15 protein-coding genes are annotated in these 22,140 nt (G+C 39.9%); 7 read left to right on the top strand and 8 right to left on the bottom strand.

Annotated features, from left to right (window positions below; translation table 11 throughout):
* Nucleotides 1–32: 32 nt before the first annotated feature.
* Nucleotides 33–5,924: an alpha-2-macroglobulin family protein gene (locus EV194_RS15190; protein WP_132435107.1), complete on the bottom strand. Its 5,892-nt coding sequence runs from the start codon at nucleotides 5,922–5,924 to the stop codon at nucleotides 33–35.
* A gap of 348 nt (nucleotides 5,925–6,272) precedes the next feature.
* Between EV194_RS15190 and dcm the strand changes: the two genes are divergently transcribed.
* The gene (gene dcm, locus EV194_RS15185; RefSeq protein ID WP_132435105.1) at nucleotides 6,273–7,511 is read left to right on the top strand and encodes a DNA (cytosine-5-)-methyltransferase; all 1,239 of its coding nucleotides are present in this window, start codon (nucleotides 6,273–6,275) and stop codon (nucleotides 7,509–7,511) included.
* Here dcm and EV194_RS15180 read toward each other — a convergent pair.
* The 4 genes from EV194_RS15180 to EV194_RS15165 form a co-directional block, all read right to left on the bottom strand.
* Nucleotides 7,487–8,251 carry an Eco47II family restriction endonuclease gene (locus tag EV194_RS15180; RefSeq protein ID WP_132435103.1) on the bottom strand — a complete coding sequence of 255 codons (765 nt, stop codon included), beginning with the start codon at nucleotides 8,249–8,251 and terminating at the stop codon, nucleotides 7,487–7,489. The genes dcm and EV194_RS15180 overlap by 25 nt on opposite strands.
* A gap of 160 nt (nucleotides 8,252–8,411) precedes the next feature.
* Nucleotides 8,412–8,894: a DUF4625 domain-containing protein gene (locus EV194_RS15175; protein WP_132435101.1), complete on the bottom strand. Its 483-nt coding sequence runs from the start codon at nucleotides 8,892–8,894 to the stop codon at nucleotides 8,412–8,414.
* Nucleotides 8,895–9,064: 170 nt separating this feature from the next.
* A complete protein-coding gene (locus EV194_RS15170; protein WP_165921911.1) occupies nucleotides 9,065–9,532 on the bottom strand; it encodes a DUF4625 domain-containing protein in 468 nt (155 codons plus the stop codon).
* 53 nt (nucleotides 9,533–9,585) lie between these two features.
* Nucleotides 9,586–11,964 carry a TonB-dependent receptor gene (locus EV194_RS15165; RefSeq protein WP_132435097.1) on the bottom strand — a complete coding sequence of 793 codons (2,379 nt, stop codon included), beginning with the start codon at nucleotides 11,962–11,964 and terminating at the stop codon, nucleotides 9,586–9,588.
* 394 nt (nucleotides 11,965–12,358) lie between these two features.
* On the opposite strand from EV194_RS15165, the gene EV194_RS15160 reads away from it, so the two are divergent.
* Nucleotides 12,359–13,774, top strand: coding sequence for a LamG-like jellyroll fold domain-containing protein (locus EV194_RS15160; protein ID WP_132435095.1), 1,416 nt, complete (start codon nucleotides 12,359–12,361; stop codon nucleotides 13,772–13,774).
* A 544-nt stretch (nucleotides 13,775–14,318) separates the two neighbouring features.
* Here EV194_RS15160 and EV194_RS17170 read toward each other — a convergent pair.
* Complete coding sequence (locus tag EV194_RS17170; RefSeq protein ID WP_262708680.1) at nucleotides 14,319–14,453, bottom strand: hypothetical protein; 135 nt, start codon at nucleotides 14,451–14,453, stop codon at nucleotides 14,319–14,321.
* A gap of 133 nt (nucleotides 14,454–14,586) precedes the next feature.
* Here EV194_RS17170 and nikR point away from each other — a divergent pair, with 133 nt between their 5' ends.
* Genes nikR through EV194_RS15140 form a run of 4 tightly spaced genes read left to right on the top strand, consistent with a single transcriptional unit; the run spans nucleotide 14,587 to nucleotide 17,877 of the window.
* The gene (nikR, locus tag EV194_RS15155; RefSeq protein ID WP_132435093.1) at nucleotides 14,587–14,985 is read left to right on the top strand and encodes a nickel-responsive transcriptional regulator NikR; all 399 of its coding nucleotides are present in this window, start codon (nucleotides 14,587–14,589) and stop codon (nucleotides 14,983–14,985) included.
* A 24-nt stretch (nucleotides 14,986–15,009) separates the two neighbouring features.
* Nucleotides 15,010–16,092, top strand: coding sequence for an ABC transporter substrate-binding protein (locus EV194_RS15150; RefSeq protein WP_132435091.1), 1,083 nt, complete (start codon nucleotides 15,010–15,012; stop codon nucleotides 16,090–16,092).
* A gap of 29 nt (nucleotides 16,093–16,121) precedes the next feature.
* Nucleotides 16,122–17,120 carry a FecCD family ABC transporter permease gene (locus EV194_RS15145; protein ID WP_165921909.1) on the top strand — a complete coding sequence of 333 codons (999 nt, stop codon included), beginning with the start codon at nucleotides 16,122–16,124 and terminating at the stop codon, nucleotides 17,118–17,120.
* 1 nt (nucleotide 17,121) lies between these two features.
* Nucleotides 17,122–17,877: an ABC transporter ATP-binding protein gene (locus EV194_RS15140; protein ID WP_132435087.1), complete on the top strand. Its 756-nt coding sequence runs from the start codon at nucleotides 17,122–17,124 to the stop codon at nucleotides 17,875–17,877.
* Here EV194_RS15140 and EV194_RS15135 read toward each other — a convergent pair.
* On the bottom strand, nucleotides 17,866–18,246 hold the full coding sequence (locus EV194_RS15135; protein WP_132435085.1) for a hypothetical protein: 381 nt from the start codon (nucleotides 18,244–18,246) through the stop codon (nucleotides 17,866–17,868). The genes EV194_RS15140 and EV194_RS15135 overlap by 12 nt on opposite strands.
* A 149-nt stretch (nucleotides 18,247–18,395) precedes the next feature.
* On the opposite strand from EV194_RS15135, the gene tsaA reads away from it, so the two are divergent.
* Nucleotides 18,396–19,502, top strand: coding sequence for a tRNA (N6-threonylcarbamoyladenosine(37)-N6)-methyltransferase TrmO (gene tsaA / locus EV194_RS15130; RefSeq protein WP_132435083.1), 1,107 nt, complete (start codon nucleotides 18,396–18,398; stop codon nucleotides 19,500–19,502).
* A 73-nt stretch (nucleotides 19,503–19,575) separates the two neighbouring features.
* Here tsaA and EV194_RS15125 read toward each other — a convergent pair whose 3' ends face one another.
* Nucleotides 19,576–22,014 carry a TonB-dependent receptor gene (locus EV194_RS15125; protein WP_132435081.1) on the bottom strand — a complete coding sequence of 813 codons (2,439 nt, stop codon included), beginning with the start codon at nucleotides 22,012–22,014 and terminating at the stop codon, nucleotides 19,576–19,578.
* Nucleotides 22,015–22,140: the final 126 nt, after the last annotated feature.

The raw sequence follows: 22,140 nt of genomic DNA, 5'->3' as shown, positions 1-22,140 counted from the left end.
CAGACTTCCGCACTTCCAACCTTACTACTTATCTAATATTCTACACGAATCGTGCCACCTTTACTGTGGCCGGAAAATTCGGGAGCGTAATAACATGAAACTCTGATCGGTGCCTGAACTGCTTCTCCGCTGTGCGATACCGTCACTTCCCATGTAAATGTATAGTGTCCTCGTGGGAGGTGATCAATAAAAAAAGAGTTTCCTCCATCTCTAATTGACATATAGTATCCCAACCCCGATTGATATCTGAAACCTGACAGCAAATCAACAGGTTCGAGGTTGGATGCACGTGGTGCATCCACGTGTACAAAGTCCAACGCCTGAGGTGTTTCCATCACAACCCGCATCATTATCCTGTCGCCGGGTTTCAATGACGTTTCCTCCTTAATCAAATCCCATTGCTCAACTCCTTCTTCTAAATTGCGAAGATACTTAGAAATATCCACCTCCAAAAAACCACCTGCTTTTACGTCTCCTGACTGTTCAAAGTAGCTCAAATGCATGGATGCAAAAGATGGATTGGAACTTTTTTTATCAATAATAACCGTTCCAAATGCCGGATTGATTGCAGCTCCTTTCACCGTATGACTAAAAAACCCGCTCCCAGAACTAATTTCTGACGGCCTTAATTCTTCTCCTCCCATTTGAATACGATCCAGCTCACTCAAATCAAATAACTTTCGGGAAGAAGTGGCCAAAGCATAAACTGCAGCCACCGTTGCCCGCGTTGTTTGCCACGATTGGGTTCTCTTTTGGGAAATCAACCAGTTTTCCATGCCTTCCAACAGAACATTTTCGGGATTTGCCTCTCTGAGAGCCTCCATAGCTACAACATGGCTTTCGATGGGAGCTTGATGCCAATATGGGCCGTGTGGCAAACGGAAGAAGAGGGTTTCATTTTCACCAACGATGAGCCTGTCTTCAATGGAACGGAGCAATTGCTCCGATTCGCTGATATGTCCTGCACGATTTAGAATTACCGAAGCATAAGCCATTTGTGAAACCGGTTCTCGAGGAATATTTTCAGCCAATTGATTGATCCAGTATTCAACAACCTGATGCTCTAAAGCATCAGTAAAATAGCTTAAGGCATAAATTTGGCTCAAAACAGCAGCGGGAAATTCAGCCTCATCTCCCCTTCCCTTTCGCTCTTTCAATTCATTGATTAACCATCGATTTGCTCTTTTAATCATGTTAATAACCTCATCACCCAAATCGATGTTTTGCATTTTGAGATAACCGAATCCAGCCACTATGGTAGCTGTGATCTGTTCCGATGGCATCATTCCATTGAACCAAGGCCATGCTCCATTGGGAAGTTGTTGCTTTTTAAGAGCCTGGACAGATTCATTTAATTCAGTTTCCAAGTAACCATCCCGCACCAAAGCAGCAAAATAACGGCGGCGCTCTGTGTCGCTTTGTGCCTGGTTCAGCCAGGGAGTTGCTTCAAGAAAAAGAGGTTTCAGTTCCGGATTACGCTCCATGGCTGAAAGCAAAGCATCTGAATCTCCCGGTAACTCATCTCCCCATGCAGTCAGAACTCTTTTTATTTGAGGATGCTGATTTAAAATCTCTCCGGCAACAGCCGCAGAAAATATTCGGTTAAATATTTGGTCGGAACTCTCCTTTGGCCTCTCCATGAGCCATGGTAAAACTCCCAGTATTTCCCAAGCAGCATTCTGAGTATAAGTGAAGGTAAAACTTTCAAAATCCTGATCCGTTGCATCCATTAGCAGAGGCATTTCAATTTTGTGTTCTCCTGAACCGATAAGCACTACCGGTTTGGTTTCGGTAATAAGCGTTCGTGCAGGTCTTACGGGAATCAGGTGTACTTCTCCGTCAGACAGCTCACCGGAAACAGCAGAGACCGTTATTTCAAGAGCTTTTATGCCTTTGGGAACGCCTAACCGCCAACTTACCGGCACGGTTTGACCGGGAGCAAGATGCCACCCGTTTTCTGAATCTGATTTCAAAGGTATTTTTTCACCCGAAATGGCATTCGTTACTACCATATTGGCGGTTCCCTGCATGGTTTCGGAACTGTTATTCACAATATTGGCTTTTAGAACCAATTCATCACCTTCGGTAACAAGGCGTGGCAAATTGGGTATCACCATCAAATCCAGAACCGTAGTTGCAAACGCCTCAGTGGTTGCATAAACACCATCCTCCCTATGCGCCAACGCCATAAACCTCCAGCGGGTAAGAGATTCCGGCATGGTAAAATCGAACTTTGCAATGCCCTCACTGTTGGTTTCGAGGTGAGGAAAGAAAAAGGCGGTCTCCTTTAAATCGCGGCGAATTTGTAATGAAGCAGAGGTGTCTTCTGTAGGAATTATGACCTCTTCTTGTCGAGTCATTGGAGCGATTTCTTCTATATCTAGATCTACATCATCATCAACAATATTCAAAACTACATATTGCTCTTTCAAATGAGAGCCTGCCGCCGTTGCTCGCATTAAAAATCCATCCCGAGACGCACCTATTTTCGTTTCCCAAAAGAACCGGGGATAAGGTTTTTGTACCATTCTTTGATACCCATGATGCATCATCTTTCCAGTCGTAGGAGACAAAGAGACTGGTCTTGTGCGCCATTTACTCACAACCCGATGGATTGCAGGCACATGCAAATTCAACGAATTTGGCTGATAGGCATCCAATGAGGCATCGTACATTAAAGCAACAAGTTCAGTTTGAACAGGACGACCACTGCCATCCACAAGCCGCAACATCCATGTTGCGGGTTCTCCTGGCGACATCTCTTCCTTATATTCAATTAAATCAATTTCCAATCTATTATCAGGCGTTATCACATGATGGTTAAGCTCCTTTGAATAAACCCGATTGTGATAAAAAATAATAACCTGAACCAACAGATGACCTGTAAGGTCGTTTGGAACATTAAAAGAAACGTGCTGCCACTCCCTGTCCAAATCATATTCCCTGTCGAGAATAATCCCCTGTTCACCTGCCGCCAAAACCCGAATCCTTGCTGATTCAAGGCCGGTTCCGGCCAAAAACGAAACTGTTTCACCGGGTTGCAAAATCCGGTTTGTTAAATTCAACAATGTAAGTGGTTCGTCTGAATTATAATTTTTATTATTGACATCAACAACCATAAACTCGGTGGTGGTCAGCAAAGTATCCCCCGAAACATCAGGTACCATCATCGAAATCCGATATTTTCCGGATTTTAATCCGGCTGGAAGTTTAATGTCGGTATCTTCTTTCCCAACAACGACTTTACGTCCTTCGGTCACCACGTAATCAGGACTCTGTTTAGTTTTTCTTTCTGAAGAAAAACTAAAAAAAGCACCTTCATACAAAATAGTGTCGGGTTCATCCCATATCCTTTCCGGAAGTATTAACTCGGGTGCCCTCAACCTTTCAATCTTATACAGAACTTCAGATGCAACCGGCTCACCAGACAAATTATGTACCCCGAAAGTGGCGACAAAATCATTTAGCTCAGAGACAGGATACCATGGTTTGGAAGTTGCAACAAAGGGCTCAACCCCATGCTTTCCAAGCATTACGGATAGCGAACCAGTTTGCGTTTCTCCGTTGGAATCAGTCACACTTAACTCTATTCTGAAATTATGATTTGTATCCTTTTCTCCTAAAGCGATAAAACGTACCGGTACATGTCCGTTCTCATCAGTAAAGCCGGTTCCCGATGCAATCTGATTCATGTGCCTGTTTGGAAACCTAAATCCGATGTAACTGTATCGTGTAACTGTCCAATTGACCTCTGCGCTCGTTATTGGCATCCCGGTGAGCGCCTGAGCCATGGCTGTCACAGTAATTGTATCGCCAATCAACGCTATTTCAGTGTGGGGTTTAAATGTAACTTCAAAACGAGGCCGTTTGTACTCTTCTACACTAAAAAACTTGTGACCATGAGCTGAACCTATGCTAAAACTGCCGGTAAGTAAGCTGCGTGGCAAAAGAAAGCGGCCTGATACGGAGCCATATTTGTTGGTAACAAAATATTCAGATGCCACCTCCTGACCGTTCGCATCACGCATAAAAACCTGAACACGTTCATTGGCAACAGCCTTAACTTCCCCATCTCTATTTTCAAGCAGAACTCCCTTGAAATGCACAAACTGACCGGGACGATAAATTTGCCTGTCCGTAAAAAATGAAAACTGGGAACGAGTTGCACTCCTCCTTTCACGAGGAGATGAGAAGTAAGATTGTTCAAAGGAATATAAAACATCCTCGCCCTTGTTTATAATCAACCGCAAACCCCTATCAAACAAACCCTTGTCATCAATCATCAATCGACCATCCTGATTGGTTGAAAAAATCTCCCCTTCTTTATGAGGCCGTCCATAAGCTCTCTCGGGTTGAACAGAGACGGTTGCATTGGCAACCGGCTGTCCGTTGGTACGGTTCACCACTGAAATCATAAGTCCCTCCTCACGAACATGTTCGCTGTAAACGAGATTTGAAACCTGAAAAGGGAGCACCGAAAACAGTTTATTGTCTTTCAGGTATTTGGGTTCTATTGGCTCACATGACACCACCAGACAATAAAAACCCGGCTCCATTCCCTCCGAAAGCTTCAGTTCCGCAGATCTTTCAAGGTAATAACCGAAATCATGGAGAACATAATCCCGGGAAAAAACAGGTGTATTTTGAACCACCTGTTCCATAGCTCTATCGGCCATATTATAACGCTCAGGGCCAAACTCATGGGCATCTAAAAGAAAAAGGCTTGTATAGAGCGTATCAATATTTCTATAAATTACAGAAAACATTACAGGGCTACCTGGTACAACCACCGACTCAGCATTTACCCGAAGGGTTGGATTTAAAATACCTTCCTCAAGTTGGCGTGATAAACGTGCACCTTCACTATCAGGCCATGCCTCCATTGCAGAACGTGCCAAAATAAGGGCTTCCAAAAGATAATTCCTATCGGAATCCAATTTGCCAAAATGTGTTTGACTATGCAACAGGCTGGCATGCCTATAGAGAATAGATGAATATACTTCAGAATCCTTCGATTCTGAAGCCAGGTGTTTCAACGCCTTTTCAAAAAGCTGCAACCCGTCGGTACCTTCATATTTACCATACATCAGTTCCAACCTCAACAGGTCTATATCGGCCAGAGCATCTACATCACCGACATTTATTCTGAAACGCAACCAATCCTGCAAAATATGGATGGCTTTAACGTCGGATTCATCATAGTGAATTTCTTCAATTACACCATTGACAAATAAATCCCGATGCTGCAACAGAAAATCATCAGAGAACCGGTAAGTATCAATTTCAGGGAACTCAAACAACTCACCACTAAGCAATTTCTCCACCAACCTTCCGGCCAGCAAATCATAAAGCGTTGGGCGCAAATGAATCTTATCAGCTCCGCCTTCCAATAAAATTTGATAGTTGACGGATGACTCAGAAATAAGCTCCTCTCTGCACTCCAATGATGCCAAGTAGTGATTGATTGATAATTGAGATATTTCCGATGCGCTCATTTCAATAAGGTGTTCGGCATCTGTTTCAGCTAGAGGTTGCTGTAGCAACCTCCAGTGGTTCTCAAGATAAAACCTATGATATAAATCTCCCAAAAAACTATGAACCATTTGTTTGGCAGGCATCCATAAACCAGGTACTTCCGATTCAAGTTCGGATATGGTCTCTTCCAGAGCATTATCAAACACTTCCTGTTTTAACTGAAATCTTAAAACAATTGCCTTGATGTAATCCTCTGTGCTTTGTTGATTACGGCTCTGCTTTACAATTTCATTCACTACCTCAAGGGTTGCTTGCGGTCTGTTTAACTTATTAAGAGAATCAGTATGATGCCATAGTTCTGAAAAATCGATATGAACCATGGTCTCTGAAGTTCTGCAACTGAATGACAAATACAGTGCAAGTGAGAGGAGTAATACTAGTCTATACATAGGAATAAGTGAGAGCTAATTAAAAATCATAAGAATTTGGCTTATCACCAAGCCAAACCATAAACTTAGGAATCTTTTTTGATATTTCTGAATAAACGCAATTGAAACTTACAACCACTTAAAATCCATGACATTCAATCAAATAGGAACACAAACCCATTTCAGGGTTCAAACTCCTATGGAGTTTTCCACCTCCGGATTCACCGAAGTTTATTAAGATTTAAGCCCTTCAGTCTAATCTAAAATACATAAACTACTATTAATTTAATGCTTATTCAATTTTGTTTTCTGGTTAAAAAACAATTCATATATTTGTAACCATTGTGCAAGGTTTAATAACATGGTTATATGCAAGAATATTTAACACTATCAGAAGCATCAGAAATTATAGGTAAAAGTAAGGAAACATTGCGAAGATGGGATAAAGAAGGTATTCTTAATGCTGTTCGTGAACCCGTTTCTAACTATAGAGTATATAGAAAGGCTGATGTTCAAGCTTTATTAGGTAGTCTTTTTGACGAAGTTATTGAAGACGATGTTACAAATTTTGTTGAACCTGAGAATAAATACTCTGTTTTAGAGCTGTTTGCCGGGGCAGGTGGATTAGCCATTGGGTTAGAGAAAGCCGGATTACACTGTGCAGCACTGAACGAAATTGATAAATGGGCCTGTGAAACTCTTCGGAAAAACAGACCAAACTGGAATGTTTTAGAAGGAGACATTAAAAATTATAACTTTCACAATTTTAAAAACAAGATAGATGTCGTTACAGGAGGTTTCCCGTGTCAGGCGTTTAGTTATGCGGGGAAAAAACTGGGATTGAATGATGCAAGAGGAACACTTTTTTACGAGTTTGCAAGAGTCGTTCAGGAAGTCAATCCGGCAATATGCATAGGAGAAAATGTTAGAGGGCTGCTGAGTCATGAAAAAGGTAAAACCCTAAATGGAATGATTTCAATTCTAAACGAAATTGGATATGAAGTAGCTCCTGTGCAGATTTTGAAAGCGGTTAATTACAGAGTTCCACAAAAGAGAGAGAGATTGATTCTTGTAGGTATAAGAAAAGATATTGACATTAATTTTGAATACCCAAAGCCACACAGAAAAATATACAATTTAGAAGATGCTTTAAAAAAAGGTGAGTTATACGATAGTGATGTTCCTGAATCAAAAGGGGCAAAGTACCCTGAATATAAGAAGAAAGTGCTTGATTTAATACCGCCTAAAGGCTATTGGCGCGATTTACCCATAGAAATTCAAAAAGATTACATGGGTGGCAGTTTTTATCTCGGTGGTGGAAAAACCGGAATGGCAAGAAGAATTGGCTGGGATGAACCATCTTTAACTTTAACTTGCAGCCCGGCACAAAAACAGACAGAGAGATGCCATCCCGATGAAACCAGACCTTTCACAGTCCGTGAGTATGCTAGAATCCAAACCTTCCCGGACGATTGGCAATTTGCAGGCTCATTGGCGCAACAGTATAAACAAATAGGAAATGCAGTTCCTGTAAATCTCGCACAAGAAGTGGGTTATTCAATAGTAAAACTCCTTAATGAGTTCTATAAATTATCAAACCCAAGATAATAACTGTAATTTTCAAATGTTATTTGGTCGAGGATAGAGCGACGTGAGTGTTCTGTTTCTTTCTTTATCTCAGAAAGTGCAGAGTTAATCGACTCACCTTGTTCCTTTTCAATATTTTTCAGGAAATCATCAATGGCAACAGGTAAAGCTTTATACAATTCAAAAAAAGCATTCTTTTTTCCTGTAAGAAGTGCATAAAACTGATCACCTGATATCTTACACACCCGGCTATGACTATATTCTTTTCCGTTAATATCTCCTTTCCAGTGCTCGTTAAAACTTCCTTTTGCTAATATCTGAACCCAATAACATTTGGCTTGTTTATAATCATCTGCATATCGCGCCAATTTTTGAAAAAGAGCTTCGGATGCACTGCTATTCATCGTATTGTGCTTGTTTTTAATGTCGGCAAACAATGTATTATCAGATGCTTTTATGTCAAAACCACTCAAATTTCCAATTTCAAAACCTTCAATTCCACCAAGTACTTGTTCATGAAAAGTTCCAATGGAATTGTTAATGGATTTATCAATTTGCCGAAGAACCTCTGTTTCAATTAAGCTTTCTTCATCAAGATTATTGAATTTGGCATCGAAAGTTAACTTTATCGTATCAATTTTATTATTGTAAAACTTCTTCTTTGAAATTCTCGCCTTTGCCTTTATATATGAAGCGTACAAATTTTCAATACACTGCAATAAATGCTCATCGGTTATAAAATCAACATATTTATTATTCATAAAATCTATTAATAGAAGGGTTCAGTCAAATGTATAAAGATTTTTTGATTTTATCTTAGCGATTAATAAACTCTACTCCAATGAATGCATTTTGTTAAAAGCAAAAATGGGAGCCAAAAGCTCCAATTTTTCAAGTAAATCTCTAAAACAAATAGCAAAATCAATCAAAATCATCCCTGTGAAGAACTTTAATATCCAGAGTAGTGAAAACCTGGTAGCCATCTTCATTGGTTACGTATATATGAAAATGATAATCACCATGGTCATGGATATTATTCTCTTCTGTTTCTTTGGGAAAGGTCAGAATTTTCTCAAAAATATATTCACGCTGTTTAGGTAATGAATGAATCCAGGCATTAGAATAGGGGTGAATGGCTTCTTTCCGTTCATCCATTTGGCAGGTTACGTTATCACCATGGCTATGGTGATTAAAATTGTTGTGAACATCCATACTTAAATTACCCAACGCATTTTTATCGGTCAATTTTAAACGAAAGGTAAATTCTTCACCAAAATATACGGTATCACAAGCAAAAGGCAACAGAATATCAACTTTTGGTGCTTCGGCCTCTGTATCTGAATCTTTCACACAAGAAGAAACAAACAATACCACAATCAAACTTACAAAAATCAAGCGTTTCATTTATCAATGTTTTATTTATAATAGTTCGTTAATCTTTTTTTATTAACCTAATTATTAGGCACATATAAACTTGCAAGCAAAAAATGAAATTATCTGACAATAAGAATCTTGCTAATGTCTTAAATCTAACATCTTAAAGTCTAACGATCTATTGATTTAATAATAGAATCTTACTCGTCAGCAGGAGCTACCAGGAAGATGATGGCATCCACATCAGAAGTATTTCCATACTCGTCAAAAACAATTACCTCAACATGATACTCGCCAAGAGGAGCATCTGCCGGAATTGCAATATGCTTGTGAATTGAAGCATTGCGTGTATTCATAAATTTTGGATCATTATCAAACAAATCGTCAATAATCTTATACTCATCATCAGGATCTCCACTCTCAGGATGATCATGAATTTCAATGTGGTACGCAACTAAACGTCCATCATTCCTGGAACGGGCATCAAAATCCACAATAATTTCAGCACCCGGTTCTTTTACGATGGTATTCCCTGCTCCATAATGCAATCCAGCACTAAAATTGGTAATTTCAGGAGGTGTGGTTGTATCATCATCGTCATCGCTACAAGATGCAAATACAAAAACAGATACAAATAATAATGCAAACAATTTAATTGATAACTTCATAATGTTAAAAAAATTATTCCTGCCGTGCAGGGTTTGGTTAAACATAAATTATTTTAAAAAGGTATATTTACAAATAACTGAACATCACGTCCCGGCTCCGGGATGCGCATTCTACGATAAAAACTAATGTGATTAAAATATTGCTCATCCAGCAAATTTCGCACAGTTAAACGCATATTAACTTCTTGTCTGCCAAAAGCAACCGTTGTGCGGGCATTGAAATTATAAATACGATACCCCGGGGTATTCAATTCATTTGGGACAGTCATATTCTGGTCGGCCACAGTCAATGCTTCCAACCCAATACTGCTGCGTTTAAAAACATTGCCATCATTCAACTGATAATTAACACCAACTATAGCAGAAAAAGGTGGTGTAAAAGGCAAAGGACGTTCCAACTCCAGATTTACAGCATAAACATATTCTGCCGATGCATTAAACTGGAATCGACGCCACATATAATCCAAACTTATTTCGCCTCCGGTAAGCAGTGCTTCAGTTTGGCGGTACTCATAAACTTGCCCTTCGGGACGCAACTCGGGTGTTGGATTAAGGAATAAATAATTGGTAAAGTAATTTACAAAAGGAGAAACCGAAAACTCAAAATCACCGATACGTTTATCCAGTCCGGCGTCAAACTGCCAGGCTTGTTCAGGAGAAATGTTCAGGTCTCCTCTCTCGAAGCGTCCCTCATGTCGATGCAATCCATAGGCTCCTAACTCATAGGCCGATGGAACTCTATAACTTTTCCCTACATGCAATTTCCAGATGGTATTATTGTCCGGCAGATGATTTACACCAACAGAAAAAGAGGAACCGTTGAAATTTTTATTGAAATCGGGATTAAATACTGCATCACCGTATGCCGGATCAGGGTTAAGCGACTGCTCCATTTCAAAACGATTAAAATCAGCCCTGGCGCCTGCATTAAACAGCCATTGCGGCGAAAATTCATACTTATATAAAACACCGGCACCTATGGAAGTCCTGTTGTAATGTGGCAAAATATGATTGTATCCATCGGTTGTATGATAATGATATTGAGAATTCAATACAAAGTCGATGGTGTGGTTTTCGATACTTCGGATGGAGTACAAAAAGTTGGCGCTTACATTATGAAGTTTCAACAACAATTCCAGATTATCTTTTTCTCTGTAATAGATTAAATCTTCATAACGGTTTCCTGTTCGATCGAACAGGAAACTATGCTCAGCCGACTCGTTATACTGATACCCCAAAGCCATCTGCAATCGATTTTCTCCAAGGGCAACGTTGGTAAAGTGGTTTAAGGAATAATTATCTACTTTTTGATATGGCACACGAATATCCCGGCGATTTTTTGCATGATCGGCACGTTGATCTTCATATTGCAAGCCCACATAATCAAAGAATCCGGTTTTATTGGAGTAATAGCTCATATCAAAATAGCTTGTTCCCCATGATTTTACCAACCCCGTGGTTAATGAAACTGCATTTTCACGACCTGCGGTGTTGTAAACCTGGTTCCCCAGAGGAACACGATGAGAAGCCTCCGCAGCACTTACCGGAGCTGGAAGAATGAATTCATCGGTTTCAGGGATTTTAAAATCGCCAAAGCTATTATGTGTAAACCCGGTGTGAAAGTAGAAATCTCCGTTGCGACCACTCACAGAAGCAGAGCCACCCATCCATGCAGTGTTAGTTTTTCCGGTCAGCGAAACATTTCCGCTGATCTCACCATTCTGAGGAATCGGGGCAGGCAGAATATTTATAACACCCCCGATGGCATCAGATCCGTATTGCAAAGATGCCGGGCCTTTTATGATTTCAATTTGATGAATTCCCTGTTGATCAATTGATAAACCACTGTGACTGTTCCACTGTTGCCCTTCGTGTTTTATCCCATTTTCAGCAACCACAACCCTATAGAATCCTAAACCACGTATAACTGGCTTGGAAATTCCTGTTCCTACATCCATTGAACTAACACCCGGAACGCGCTGCAGGGTTTGCATCAACGAACCGGAGTAATTATTAAATAAAAAATCCTGATTGATTACTTCAACAGCGGTGCTCTCAGACCTACGCCGGTTGTCACGCTGACTACTCACCACCTGAACCTCATTCAAAATAAAATCAGATGACTTAAGACGCAGCGTAATAAATGACTCATCACTATGACCATCCAATTCATAAGTTACTGCCTCATATCCCATTGAAGAAGCTACCAACTCTTGTTTTTCTATCGGTAGGTTGTTGATCTCAAAAACACCTTGCCCATCAGTAACAACCCCCATTGTTCCGCCATTGTAAACAACATTCGCTCCGGGAACAGGATTATTGTTTTCATCCAGCACCACTCCCTTTACAGATAAACCATAATTGCTTCCATAAACACTGTTACAAAACAACAGCAACAAGAGGATAAATATCTTACCGGATCGAAGGATCATTAGACAAAGCTTAGTTTAGTTTCGGTTGAATAAAATCATATGCAAAAATATATATGCTCTATCGGCTCTACAATCCCCATTAATAGGGGTTTTATAATAGGAATGAAAATCCCACAGCCCTATTTTTCAAGAAGTTATAAATAGAGGTGTAAATTAATACCTAATAATAGGGATAGAGTCACTAAAAATCTAATTTTGGAGTATTTAGGCACTCTTATGCGGCTTTTAATCTTACATTAAACTCACAGCATAAAAAAAGAGCTATAGTTAATTTAAGGGAAAAGATGAATTCAAAAGATTACTTTTATTCTTAAATACAGAAAAACACAAAGAATTATCTCTAATTTTGCAATCATCATAAACCATTAGCAACCAAATAAATATTAAACCAACGATGAAAAGCACTAAACTAAATTTGATTGTTGTGATTTTAACAACAATGACGGGATTCATATGCTTTCCGGCCTTAGGAGAATCCATTTCTATAACCTACCAATTAAATGGTGGGGAGAATCATCCGGAAAACCCAGAACACTTTATTGCCGATGATTTACCCCTTTTATTGAAAAATCCGAAAAAAGCCGGCTACAACTTTCAAGGATGGTATAATAACCAACTTTTTGAAGGAGAATCTGTAGAAATCATAAATGAAGCAAACAACATTGAGTTGTGGGCTAAATGGAGCGATGCCATAGTATATCAAATTAATTACAGGAATGTTGAAGGAGTCACTCACGATAATCCCGCCACTTTTACTGTTTACGACCTGCCCATACAATTAAACAGTGCTTCTAAACAAGGATTCTCTTTTAAGGGATGGATACGTGATGCGGCAAATGATTATTTGGCATATTACAAATTTAACGGGAATGCAAATGATGAAACCGGAAATCATGATGCCACCAATAACGGAGCAACTTTGACAACAGGCATTACAAATGAACCAAATAGTGCGTATTATTTTGACGGAGGGGTGAGGTACATCGATACCAACACAAATTTCAACTTTACCGAGGCATTCTCTTTCAGCTTTTGGACAAAACTTGAGAGTTACGGGCCGGCCAGCCAGGCAGGGGTTTTAGTTGTTCAGGGAGCAAACTATGGAAACGAAAACACCGCAAACGACTTTGCCATAAGCAGCAATATCCATGAAGGTGGAAGAATTGTTTTTGGCATAAAAGACGGCGGAGCTACAGCCGCAACAAACGTGCCCCTTAACACTTGGCTGCATGTGGTTGCCACTTGGGAAAAAGGAAAAGAAAGAAGGCTATACATCAATGGAGAATTAAAAAGCACAGGAAATTCACCCGGAGGCATTTCATTCCACAACAATTTAACTTGCCGGTTTGGAGCCTGGAACTGGACAGGGTGGCACGAAAAACATCAAATGCAGGGCAAACTTGATTTAATGCGAATATACGACTATGCACTTTCTCCATCGCAAATCTTAACCGTTCACCATTTAGAACAAGGGTTATGGGTTGATGAAGGAAATATTGAGTGGATCACTGAAGTGGGAGACATTGAACTAACCGCTACATTTGAAATAGCAACAACAGTTGATCAATTACAAAAAGTCAACAAGACGGTCATCTACCCAAATCCCACATCAAATCAGCTAAGTATTGATACTGAAAGGGATGATGTAGTAACAACATTTATTATCTTGAATTTACAAGGCATAACGATGCTAAAGGGCGAATTTGTAAGTAAAACCTCCATAGATTTATCACAACTTGAACAAGGATTATATTACATAAAACTGAGTACTCAAGAAGAGTCTGAAGTTCTTAAATTTATTAAGAAATAGGTTTATATTATCAATAGATTGTTATTCCTTAGATAATCGGGATTAGACACAAGTCAATTTCTTATTATCAGCTGATTGTACAACATCATAATAGATTCGTAAATGATTGATTTTTAAGTTATTAAAAATTTATTAACGAGCTATTAAAAAAAGAAGAGACACTTTAATTTTAGAATACGCATGCCTTAGGGCATGCGTAAGTTTACTTTGTAAAAGTATATCTACCATTTTTCACGAGTTTTAGCCCATACATACAAATCTTTGATTAGAATAACGCAAACCTGCGAGGTGCTTTTATCACTATTAAATTGATGTTATATTAACATTTGCCGCCTACGGTGGAGTAATGGGTTTTTCTAAAAGGATTCTGATATAGCTATACTTCGTTTCCGCTGTGCGGGTATTGATACTCGGCTTTTCGTTTCAATTTATTTCGCCTTGTGAAACTAAACTATGCTTTATCCAGCTTTGCGGGACTTCGGCTGCGCTTCGTCTCTTGTTTTCATTCATTCATTGACCGAATGGTCTATTGACTTATTGACTTCTATCGCACCACAACATCCCTCCTTTCGGAACTCCATTTCGCAAAAAAACCATAAACTATCAACCCAAAACTCCCCAGCCATAACTCCAGTTTCCGATCTCCGGTTCCGCTTTGCGGAATTCCGCTACGCTTCATTTCCGATTTCCAATCTACCCTCCATCCCTAAACCTTACACCCATCGAAAAAACTCTCCTTCCTAAATATTGGATGAGTTAGTAAAAAAGAATACTTTTGTAATAATAACACGAATTTATTAAATTGTGCCACCATGAGTGTAGTTCGTTTTGGGGTATCCCTTGAAAAGGAGTTATTAGACGACTTGGATGAATTTGTAAAAAAGAACCGATTCACCAATCGCTCACAAGCCATCAGACAACTGATTGCTGAGAATACTGCACGTTCCAAATGGGAGTGCAATAATATTGTGGTTGGCTCCATAACGTTAATTTACGACCACCACAAACGGGAGTTGGTTCATAAACTTCATGACATTCAGCACCATTATCACCATGAAATACTCTCTTCGCAGCACTTTCACCTGAACCACGACATTTGCATGGAGATTATTGCCGTAAAAGGAGAAGCAAAGCTATTAACCGAGCTGTCGGACAAACTGATTGCCATAAAAGGGATTCAGCATGGTAAACTGACCATGAGCAGAGCCTGATTTTAAAAATTCACGCACCAATATATGATCAACGCCAAACAGATACTATCAATTCTATTCGTCCTTATTGTGGGTTGTGGGAATCCCCAATCGCGCATAGCTCAGGAAACGGTTACCATAACCGATATGGCAGACCGAAAAGTTACAATCCCTGTTAATATTGAGAGCATCGTTGGCCTAAAATCCGGAGCTTTACGAATGTTGGTTTATATGGGACTAACCGAAAAAATATCCGGAGTTGAAGATATTGAACGCCGGCCGGGACGTGCTTATGCATTTGCACAACCACAACTTACTGAAAAACCAATAATAGGACCAATGCATGGAGGCGATGCTGAATTGATAGCCATCAATGCCCCGGATGTAATATTTATGACCAACGCCACCATTGGAGAAGCCAATGACCTTCAACGAAGAACGGGAATTCCGGTTGTTGTAATTAAACCCGGTAACTTAACAAACCAAAGAAGCGATTTTAACAAATCGCTTAAAACCATTGGCACTGTAACAGGCACAGAGTCCAGAGCCGATTCCGTTATACATTTTATTGATAATCAAATTGCAGAACTAAACAAGGTGTCAGCCAAAACCCACAAAAAAAATGAAACGGTCTATGCCGGTGGCATATCCTACAGCGGCTCACGCTCCATCACTTCCACCATACCGCTTTTTGATGTATTTATATTTGTAAATGCTGAAAACGTAGCTGCTGAATTGGCTCAAAGAAGCAACTTGCCTCTGACTATTGGCTCTACTGTTGAAATTGACATAGAACAACTTATAACCTGGAATCCCGACAGGATTTTTGTTGACGCAGCAGGACGAGAATTGGTTCTGCCTCAAATTGCCAATGGAACACCTCTGCAAGCAACTCTTCAAGCCGTTCAGAATAATAAGGTTCATTTTCTTATGCCACACAACTGGTATTCCACAAATTTCGAAACAGTTCTGACCAACGCATGGTATGTTGCTTCAATACTATATCCGGATGCAGTAACTCCGCTAATGTTTAAAGAAAAAAGCACTTCCATTTATGAGTATATGCTTGGAAACGATGTAAGTGAAGAGTTGATAAAAATGTACAACGGCTGGACATGCATGCAATAAAAAGACAAAAACAAAATCGGATAATTATCTTGGCAACAGGTCTTGTTGCCCTGTTGCTATTGTCAGTTGCAGGTTTGGCCATTGGAAGCTCTAACCTCACCATATTAAACATCCCGGAGCTTCTCCTTGGAAAAGGAGATGATGTAAGCAGACAAATTCTATTTCACATCAGATGGCCGCGGGTATTGGCTGCCATACTGTCAGGAGTTGCTCTTTCGGTATCGGGAGCGGTTATTCAGACAGTCATTCGCAACCCCCTCGGATCACCATACACACTTGGATTAAGTGCAGCATCTATGTTTGGTGCAGCATTGGCCATTGTTCTTTTAGGTTACGCAGCACAACATGGAATCGCGCAATCATTGAAAAACAGTCCGTATCTGATTACGTTATCGGCTTTTATTTGGGGAATGGCCTGTACTTTTCTCATTACAGGTTTTGCACGATGGCGCGGAGCCACCCCGGAAACCCTCATAATGGCAGGAATAATTCTATCGGCACTTTTTGGCTCCGCCACTTCACTGATGCAATATATCTCCAGCGATGTGGAACTTGCCGCCATTGTTTCATGGATGTTTGGAGATTTAGGTAAGGCAACCAATCAAAATACCATGTTTCTGCTCATCGTGATCATTCCCTCCATGGCATATTTTATATACAATACGTTCAACTTAAGTTCCCTTAATGCCGGCGATGAAGTGGCTGCCAGTCTTGGAATCAATGTGAACAGATTAAGGATGATAACCGTTCTTACAGCCTCGCTTTGCACGGCTGTTACCGTTGCCTTTTTCGGGGTTATTGCGTTTGTGGGGTTGATAATTCCTCATGTAACCCGCAGGTTGGTGGGTTTTAATGAAACTTACGTCATAACCGGATCGGCCATTTTTGGCGCACTTTTTCTCCTTGCCAGCGACATTGTGGCTCGTACCATTGTTGCTCCTGTGGTAATTCCCGTGGGAATTATCACCTCCTTTATTGGTGCACCATTTTTCCTTTACCTGTTGTTTAACCGCATCAAAAAAAGATAGGATGACCATATCATTTCAAAACATAAAATTTGCATACGGAAATCAGGATGTCCTGCACGGCGTTTCAGGAGACTTAAAATCCGGAGGATTTTATGCCATTGTGGGACCTAATGGATGCGGGAAAAGCACTCTTATTAAATGTTTGGACAACATTCTCCACCCACATACCGGGACGATTGAGTTAGATGGGGTTTCCATAAATAAAATCCGTAAAATAGATCTGGCAAAGAAGGTGGCTTACGTGGCTCAGACATCTAAAATAATTTTTCCATTGGATGTTTTCAGTACGGTAATGCTTGGCCGTAGGCCACATGTGGGATGGCTCCCCGGAAATAAGGACAGAAAATTGGTTTACCGGATTATTGATGAGTTGGGACTTTCAGATCTAACCATGCGCAACATTGATGAAATCAGCGGAGGAGAACTTCAGCGCGTTCAAATTGCTCGCGCTTTGGCACAGGAACCTTCTGTGCTGTTGCTGGATGAACCCACCTCAAGCCTCGATTTGAAATACCAGATTGAAGTGATGCAATTACTAAAACAGGTCTCAGAAAATAAAAAAATAACCATTGTAACGGTCATTCACGATTTAAATCTGGCAACCAGGTATGCAAGCAATTTTTTTCTTATGAAAAAAGGGCACATTATTGCCCACGGGGGGAAAGAGGTCATCAACGAAGAGAACATAAAAACCTTGTACGAAACAGAAGTTCAGAAAATATCACATGGTAGCCAGACCTATATCCTACCCATTTGATGAGTCTATATAACCGGTAACTGAATACAACTCTCCGGTAAGAGCTTTAAGTTTGTTGTTTTTTTCAATAAGACCTGCAATTTTACCGGTAGCGCCGGTAACAACAATGGCACCAAGAAATAAACCAACAATTAATGGTTTACCAATTGATGTGAACGATGCCATAGCAATTATCGCCAAAAGATAAAGAGGAGAGGCATACATGATATATTGCTGACCAGAACTGCATCCGCATTCTGCCAGAAGATGATTGAAACGTTGAGTCCATTCGCTGTTAAAATCATTATCATACCCAACAATCTCAAAAGAAACCTCTTTGGGTTTCTTTTTCCTGATATCCTTAACCTGTTCCAGCGAAGTAACAACCATATAATATGACATTTACCCCCAACATCCCGGGTTATAAACCTTTAATTATCGATTACATGAGACAAAGTTAATAACAACGGATTAACAATTGACTACAAATTCTGAAAAACAAATATATAACAATCGTCATCAAATAAAAATAAACAACTATGGATATCCATTTTCAACCAATAGGATACGTTAAGAATCAGATCATTGATCCTAAAGACGGGTTTGTATTGAAAAAAGAGAAAAGTGTACTGGAAATTTTACCTGAATTTGCTGATGGTTTGCAAAATTTAAATGAGCTGGCCGCCATTGATGTTGTATTTAATTTCCACCGCTCGCAGAACTACAAGCTAATAACCCCCATTTACACGGGAGAAATAAAAGGAGTATTTGCCAGTCGGAGTCCGCATCGGCCAAATGGGATTGGAGTAACAACTGTAAAATTGCATTCAGTAGAAGGAAATCAACTCACAGTTACGGGGCTTGATGCCATGAATGAGACTCCCATTCTTGATATAAAACCAGCCGATTACAGTTTTTACGAAAACAGTAAATCAGAGAATAAAATCCGCGTTGAACGATTAAAGGGTAACCCCAGAGCTGAAATCATCATGGATATAAAATCAGAAAATCTGGAAAAACTACTCATTGGTGCTGCTCAAATACACGGACATTACTGTCCGGGATTAGCCATGGGTGTTATAGCTGCCGTTAAAGCCATGAACCAAATTAAAAATCATTCCGACGGGATGGAAGACCTTCTGGCCATTACCGAGACCAACAACTGCTTTGCAGATGGCGTTCAGTACATAACCGGCTGCTCATTTGGCAACAACGCTCTTATTTTTCGGGATATTGGAAAGAATGCTTTCACGCTTACCACCCGTAATGGCAAAGGAATAAGAGTGTGTGCTAAAAACGACTCCAGGCTAACCATCAATCAAAAGTCGCCCGAATTCAGTAATCTGTTCCAGCAGGTGGTGATTGAACAAAACCATGATGAAAATATTAAAAGAGAATTCCGAAAAGCTGCTTCTAAAGCGTCGTTTGCAACTTTAACCATTCCCTTCAACGATATTTTCAAAATTGAAGATAAAGAGACCAGCATACCTCCCTATGCCCCCATAATGGAAAGCATTGTTTGTGATGTTTGTAAAGAAAACACGATGAAATCGAGAATCACTGAAGTGAATAATGAGAACCTTTGTCTGGACTGCAGTGCAACCTCCCAGTATGTTCTTGATGGCCATGGAATAAAATGCACATGAAGGCGCAAAAACTCGATGGCATCATAAATAGAAGGCAAATTTTAAAAAATCTGCCTTCTTATGTTTTTACCCGTTAAAACTTCAAACTAATTTTTCCTGAAACAATCCTTGGAGGTCCGGCAAAATATGTAGCACTTCCCTGATGGCTGTCATCCGATGTGTTAATAATTCCGATGTGTTTTTTGTCAAAAACATTCTTAACGTCAACTCCGGCAGTTATGTTTCTGATGAAGCTTATGTTTTCGAAACTATAATTTATGGAGAAATCAAAAAGTCCGTAAGCATCAATCTTTTCGATGTTGGTGGCATCACCGTATCTTTTGCCAATGCGTTTGTAAATTAAAGATATGTCCATATTGCTCGTTGAGAATAGAGCTCCAGATTTCAGGCTGAAACGGGGGGTGGCAGGTGATTGGTTGCCTTTTATCTCAATTATTCCATCCTGGCGCTCCAGATTTTTATCATAGCTTATGTTTGTGTAGGTGGGGTTGAGAATCAAAGTGAACCACGAAACCGGATGTAGATAAAACTCAGTATCAACACCCCAGGCTGTTTGTTCGCCAACGTTTTGAAAATAATCCAGATCAACAGTTGAGTCATATGCTGAAGCCAGCACATTATTGTGCCTGGCATAATGGATCGACGGTGACAAAGTCAGGTAATTGGAAACATATCTAAATCCAAAATCAAAATGATGTGAGGTTTCCATTTTCCACTGGTCAAAAATGTCCTGTAAATTCATCCCGGCATCAGTAAATGTAGTCATATTGTTCACATACAACGATATAATGGGATTATACATATAAGGGCGCATATAGTTTTTTCCATAATTAATGTATAACTGCATATTATCTTTCAGAGAGTATCCAATACCAAATGAAGGCAATAATGCGTGGTGCGTCATTTTTCTTGTGTATAACGACTCATTTGGCAATTCGGATAGTTCGGTGGCTGAAACTGAATTATACCTCTCTGTTGCCGGATCTGTAAAGTGGAAGTATTTCAAGCCGGCCTGAAGTTTAAACCTGCCCGGTGAGTATGCCAATTTAGCATACGGACTGTGAATTATCCCTTTCTTCTCATTCACAGAGAAAAACCCATAACCAACGGGAATTAATCCCTGATCAGCAATACGCGTGTTATATACTTGCGCATCATTATCAAATATTTCCAACCAATACCCTGCTGAATATGAAATTTGATTCATTCTTCCCTGAATTTCAGGAATTACTCCCATTCGGCTAATATCTCTCATGCTGGTTGTCTTGAAGAAATTAGGTCCACGCTGCACTGTACCATCGTAGTCAGCCTCTTCATTGGATACATATCCTTTTATCGAAACAGAAGTATTATCATCGGGAGTATATCTAACGATTCCCATAAAATCCATATTCGTAAATGTTCCGTCATTGTAACCGTAATAATTGAAATCTTGCGACGCAACCCCTGTTAATTCTGATGAAAAATCTTTCGTATAATTTTCATTCAAATTAATGGCCTCTGAATAGCTTAACCTCCTATAAGCATTTCGTTTGATGCTATTGTAATTAACAAATACTTCGGCCTCAAACTTTTCATTAAATTGTTGAGAAATACCTGTTACTGCATTGTATCGGGGACCCATTTTCCCGGGGCCTTTCCATTTATCCGCCTCGGTTGCCGAAAATGAGACGAATGCCGATGTTCCAAATGCAGTTTTACCCAAATCAACCCTTGCAAATGACCTATAAAAATTGTGACTCCCAATTGATTGATTCACTTCTGCTCCAAACTCCTCATTTGGCCTGCGGTACCTCAATTCAATGGCACCACCCTTACTACCGGTTGCAGTTCCTAAATCTGCCGGAGATGCACCTTTGTACAAAGCGATGCTTTCTATGTTTTCCATATCGTATATGTCGTCACGGGCTCCAATGGGCATAATTCCGTAATTAGGAAAACCTTCTAATGTCATCCCGCTAAAAGTACTACGTATGCCCCGAATACGCACCGACTTATCGGACAAACCATAACCATCAATGCCTTCGGTTAAAACTCCGGGAAGAATATCCAGAGCATGATAAACACTGGCAGATGCGGGCGCTCCACCAATACTGAGTCCTTTGGAGGTTAGTGCGGTTCCGGTAAAAAGAGCATCCCCATTTCTTCTTACTGGATTCGAAATAGCTCCGGAAATGGTAATTTCACTCAGTGTATGGTGGTTGGGATACAGTTGAATACTTAAAATATGATCGGAACTATGAGAAGCCAGGTCAATCTCTTTACTATGATAACCTATAAAAGTAATATTCAAAATTGTATTGCTCCAATCCTCGATATTTATCAGAAAGGTTCCATCGGAATCACTTATTACACCTTCTCTAGAACCAGCTATGGTAATATTAGCGCCCGGAAGAGGATCAGATGTTTCGATGTCCGTAATCACGCCTCTTATGGTCTGCGCATTACCATTTAAAAAACCGAATAGTAATATTAAAATGAAAAGGAGCGGTTGTTTTACTAATTTTCTCATTTGAAAATAATGTGTTTAAGTATTTGGTTCCCGATAAATTGGGAACCAAAACGTTGCAATATTTTGAAAAGAATAATTTTTCATTGATTAAGGCCAAACTAAGTTTCATATCCCTGATACAAATCG

Source organism: Natronoflexus pectinivorans (assembly GCF_004345615.1).
Lineage (GTDB): Bacteria > Bacteroidota > Bacteroidia > Bacteroidales > Marinilabiliaceae > Natronoflexus > Natronoflexus pectinivorans.
Note: the sequence above shows the minus strand (reverse complement) of the source record. Positions and strands in the feature narration are given on the sequence as shown.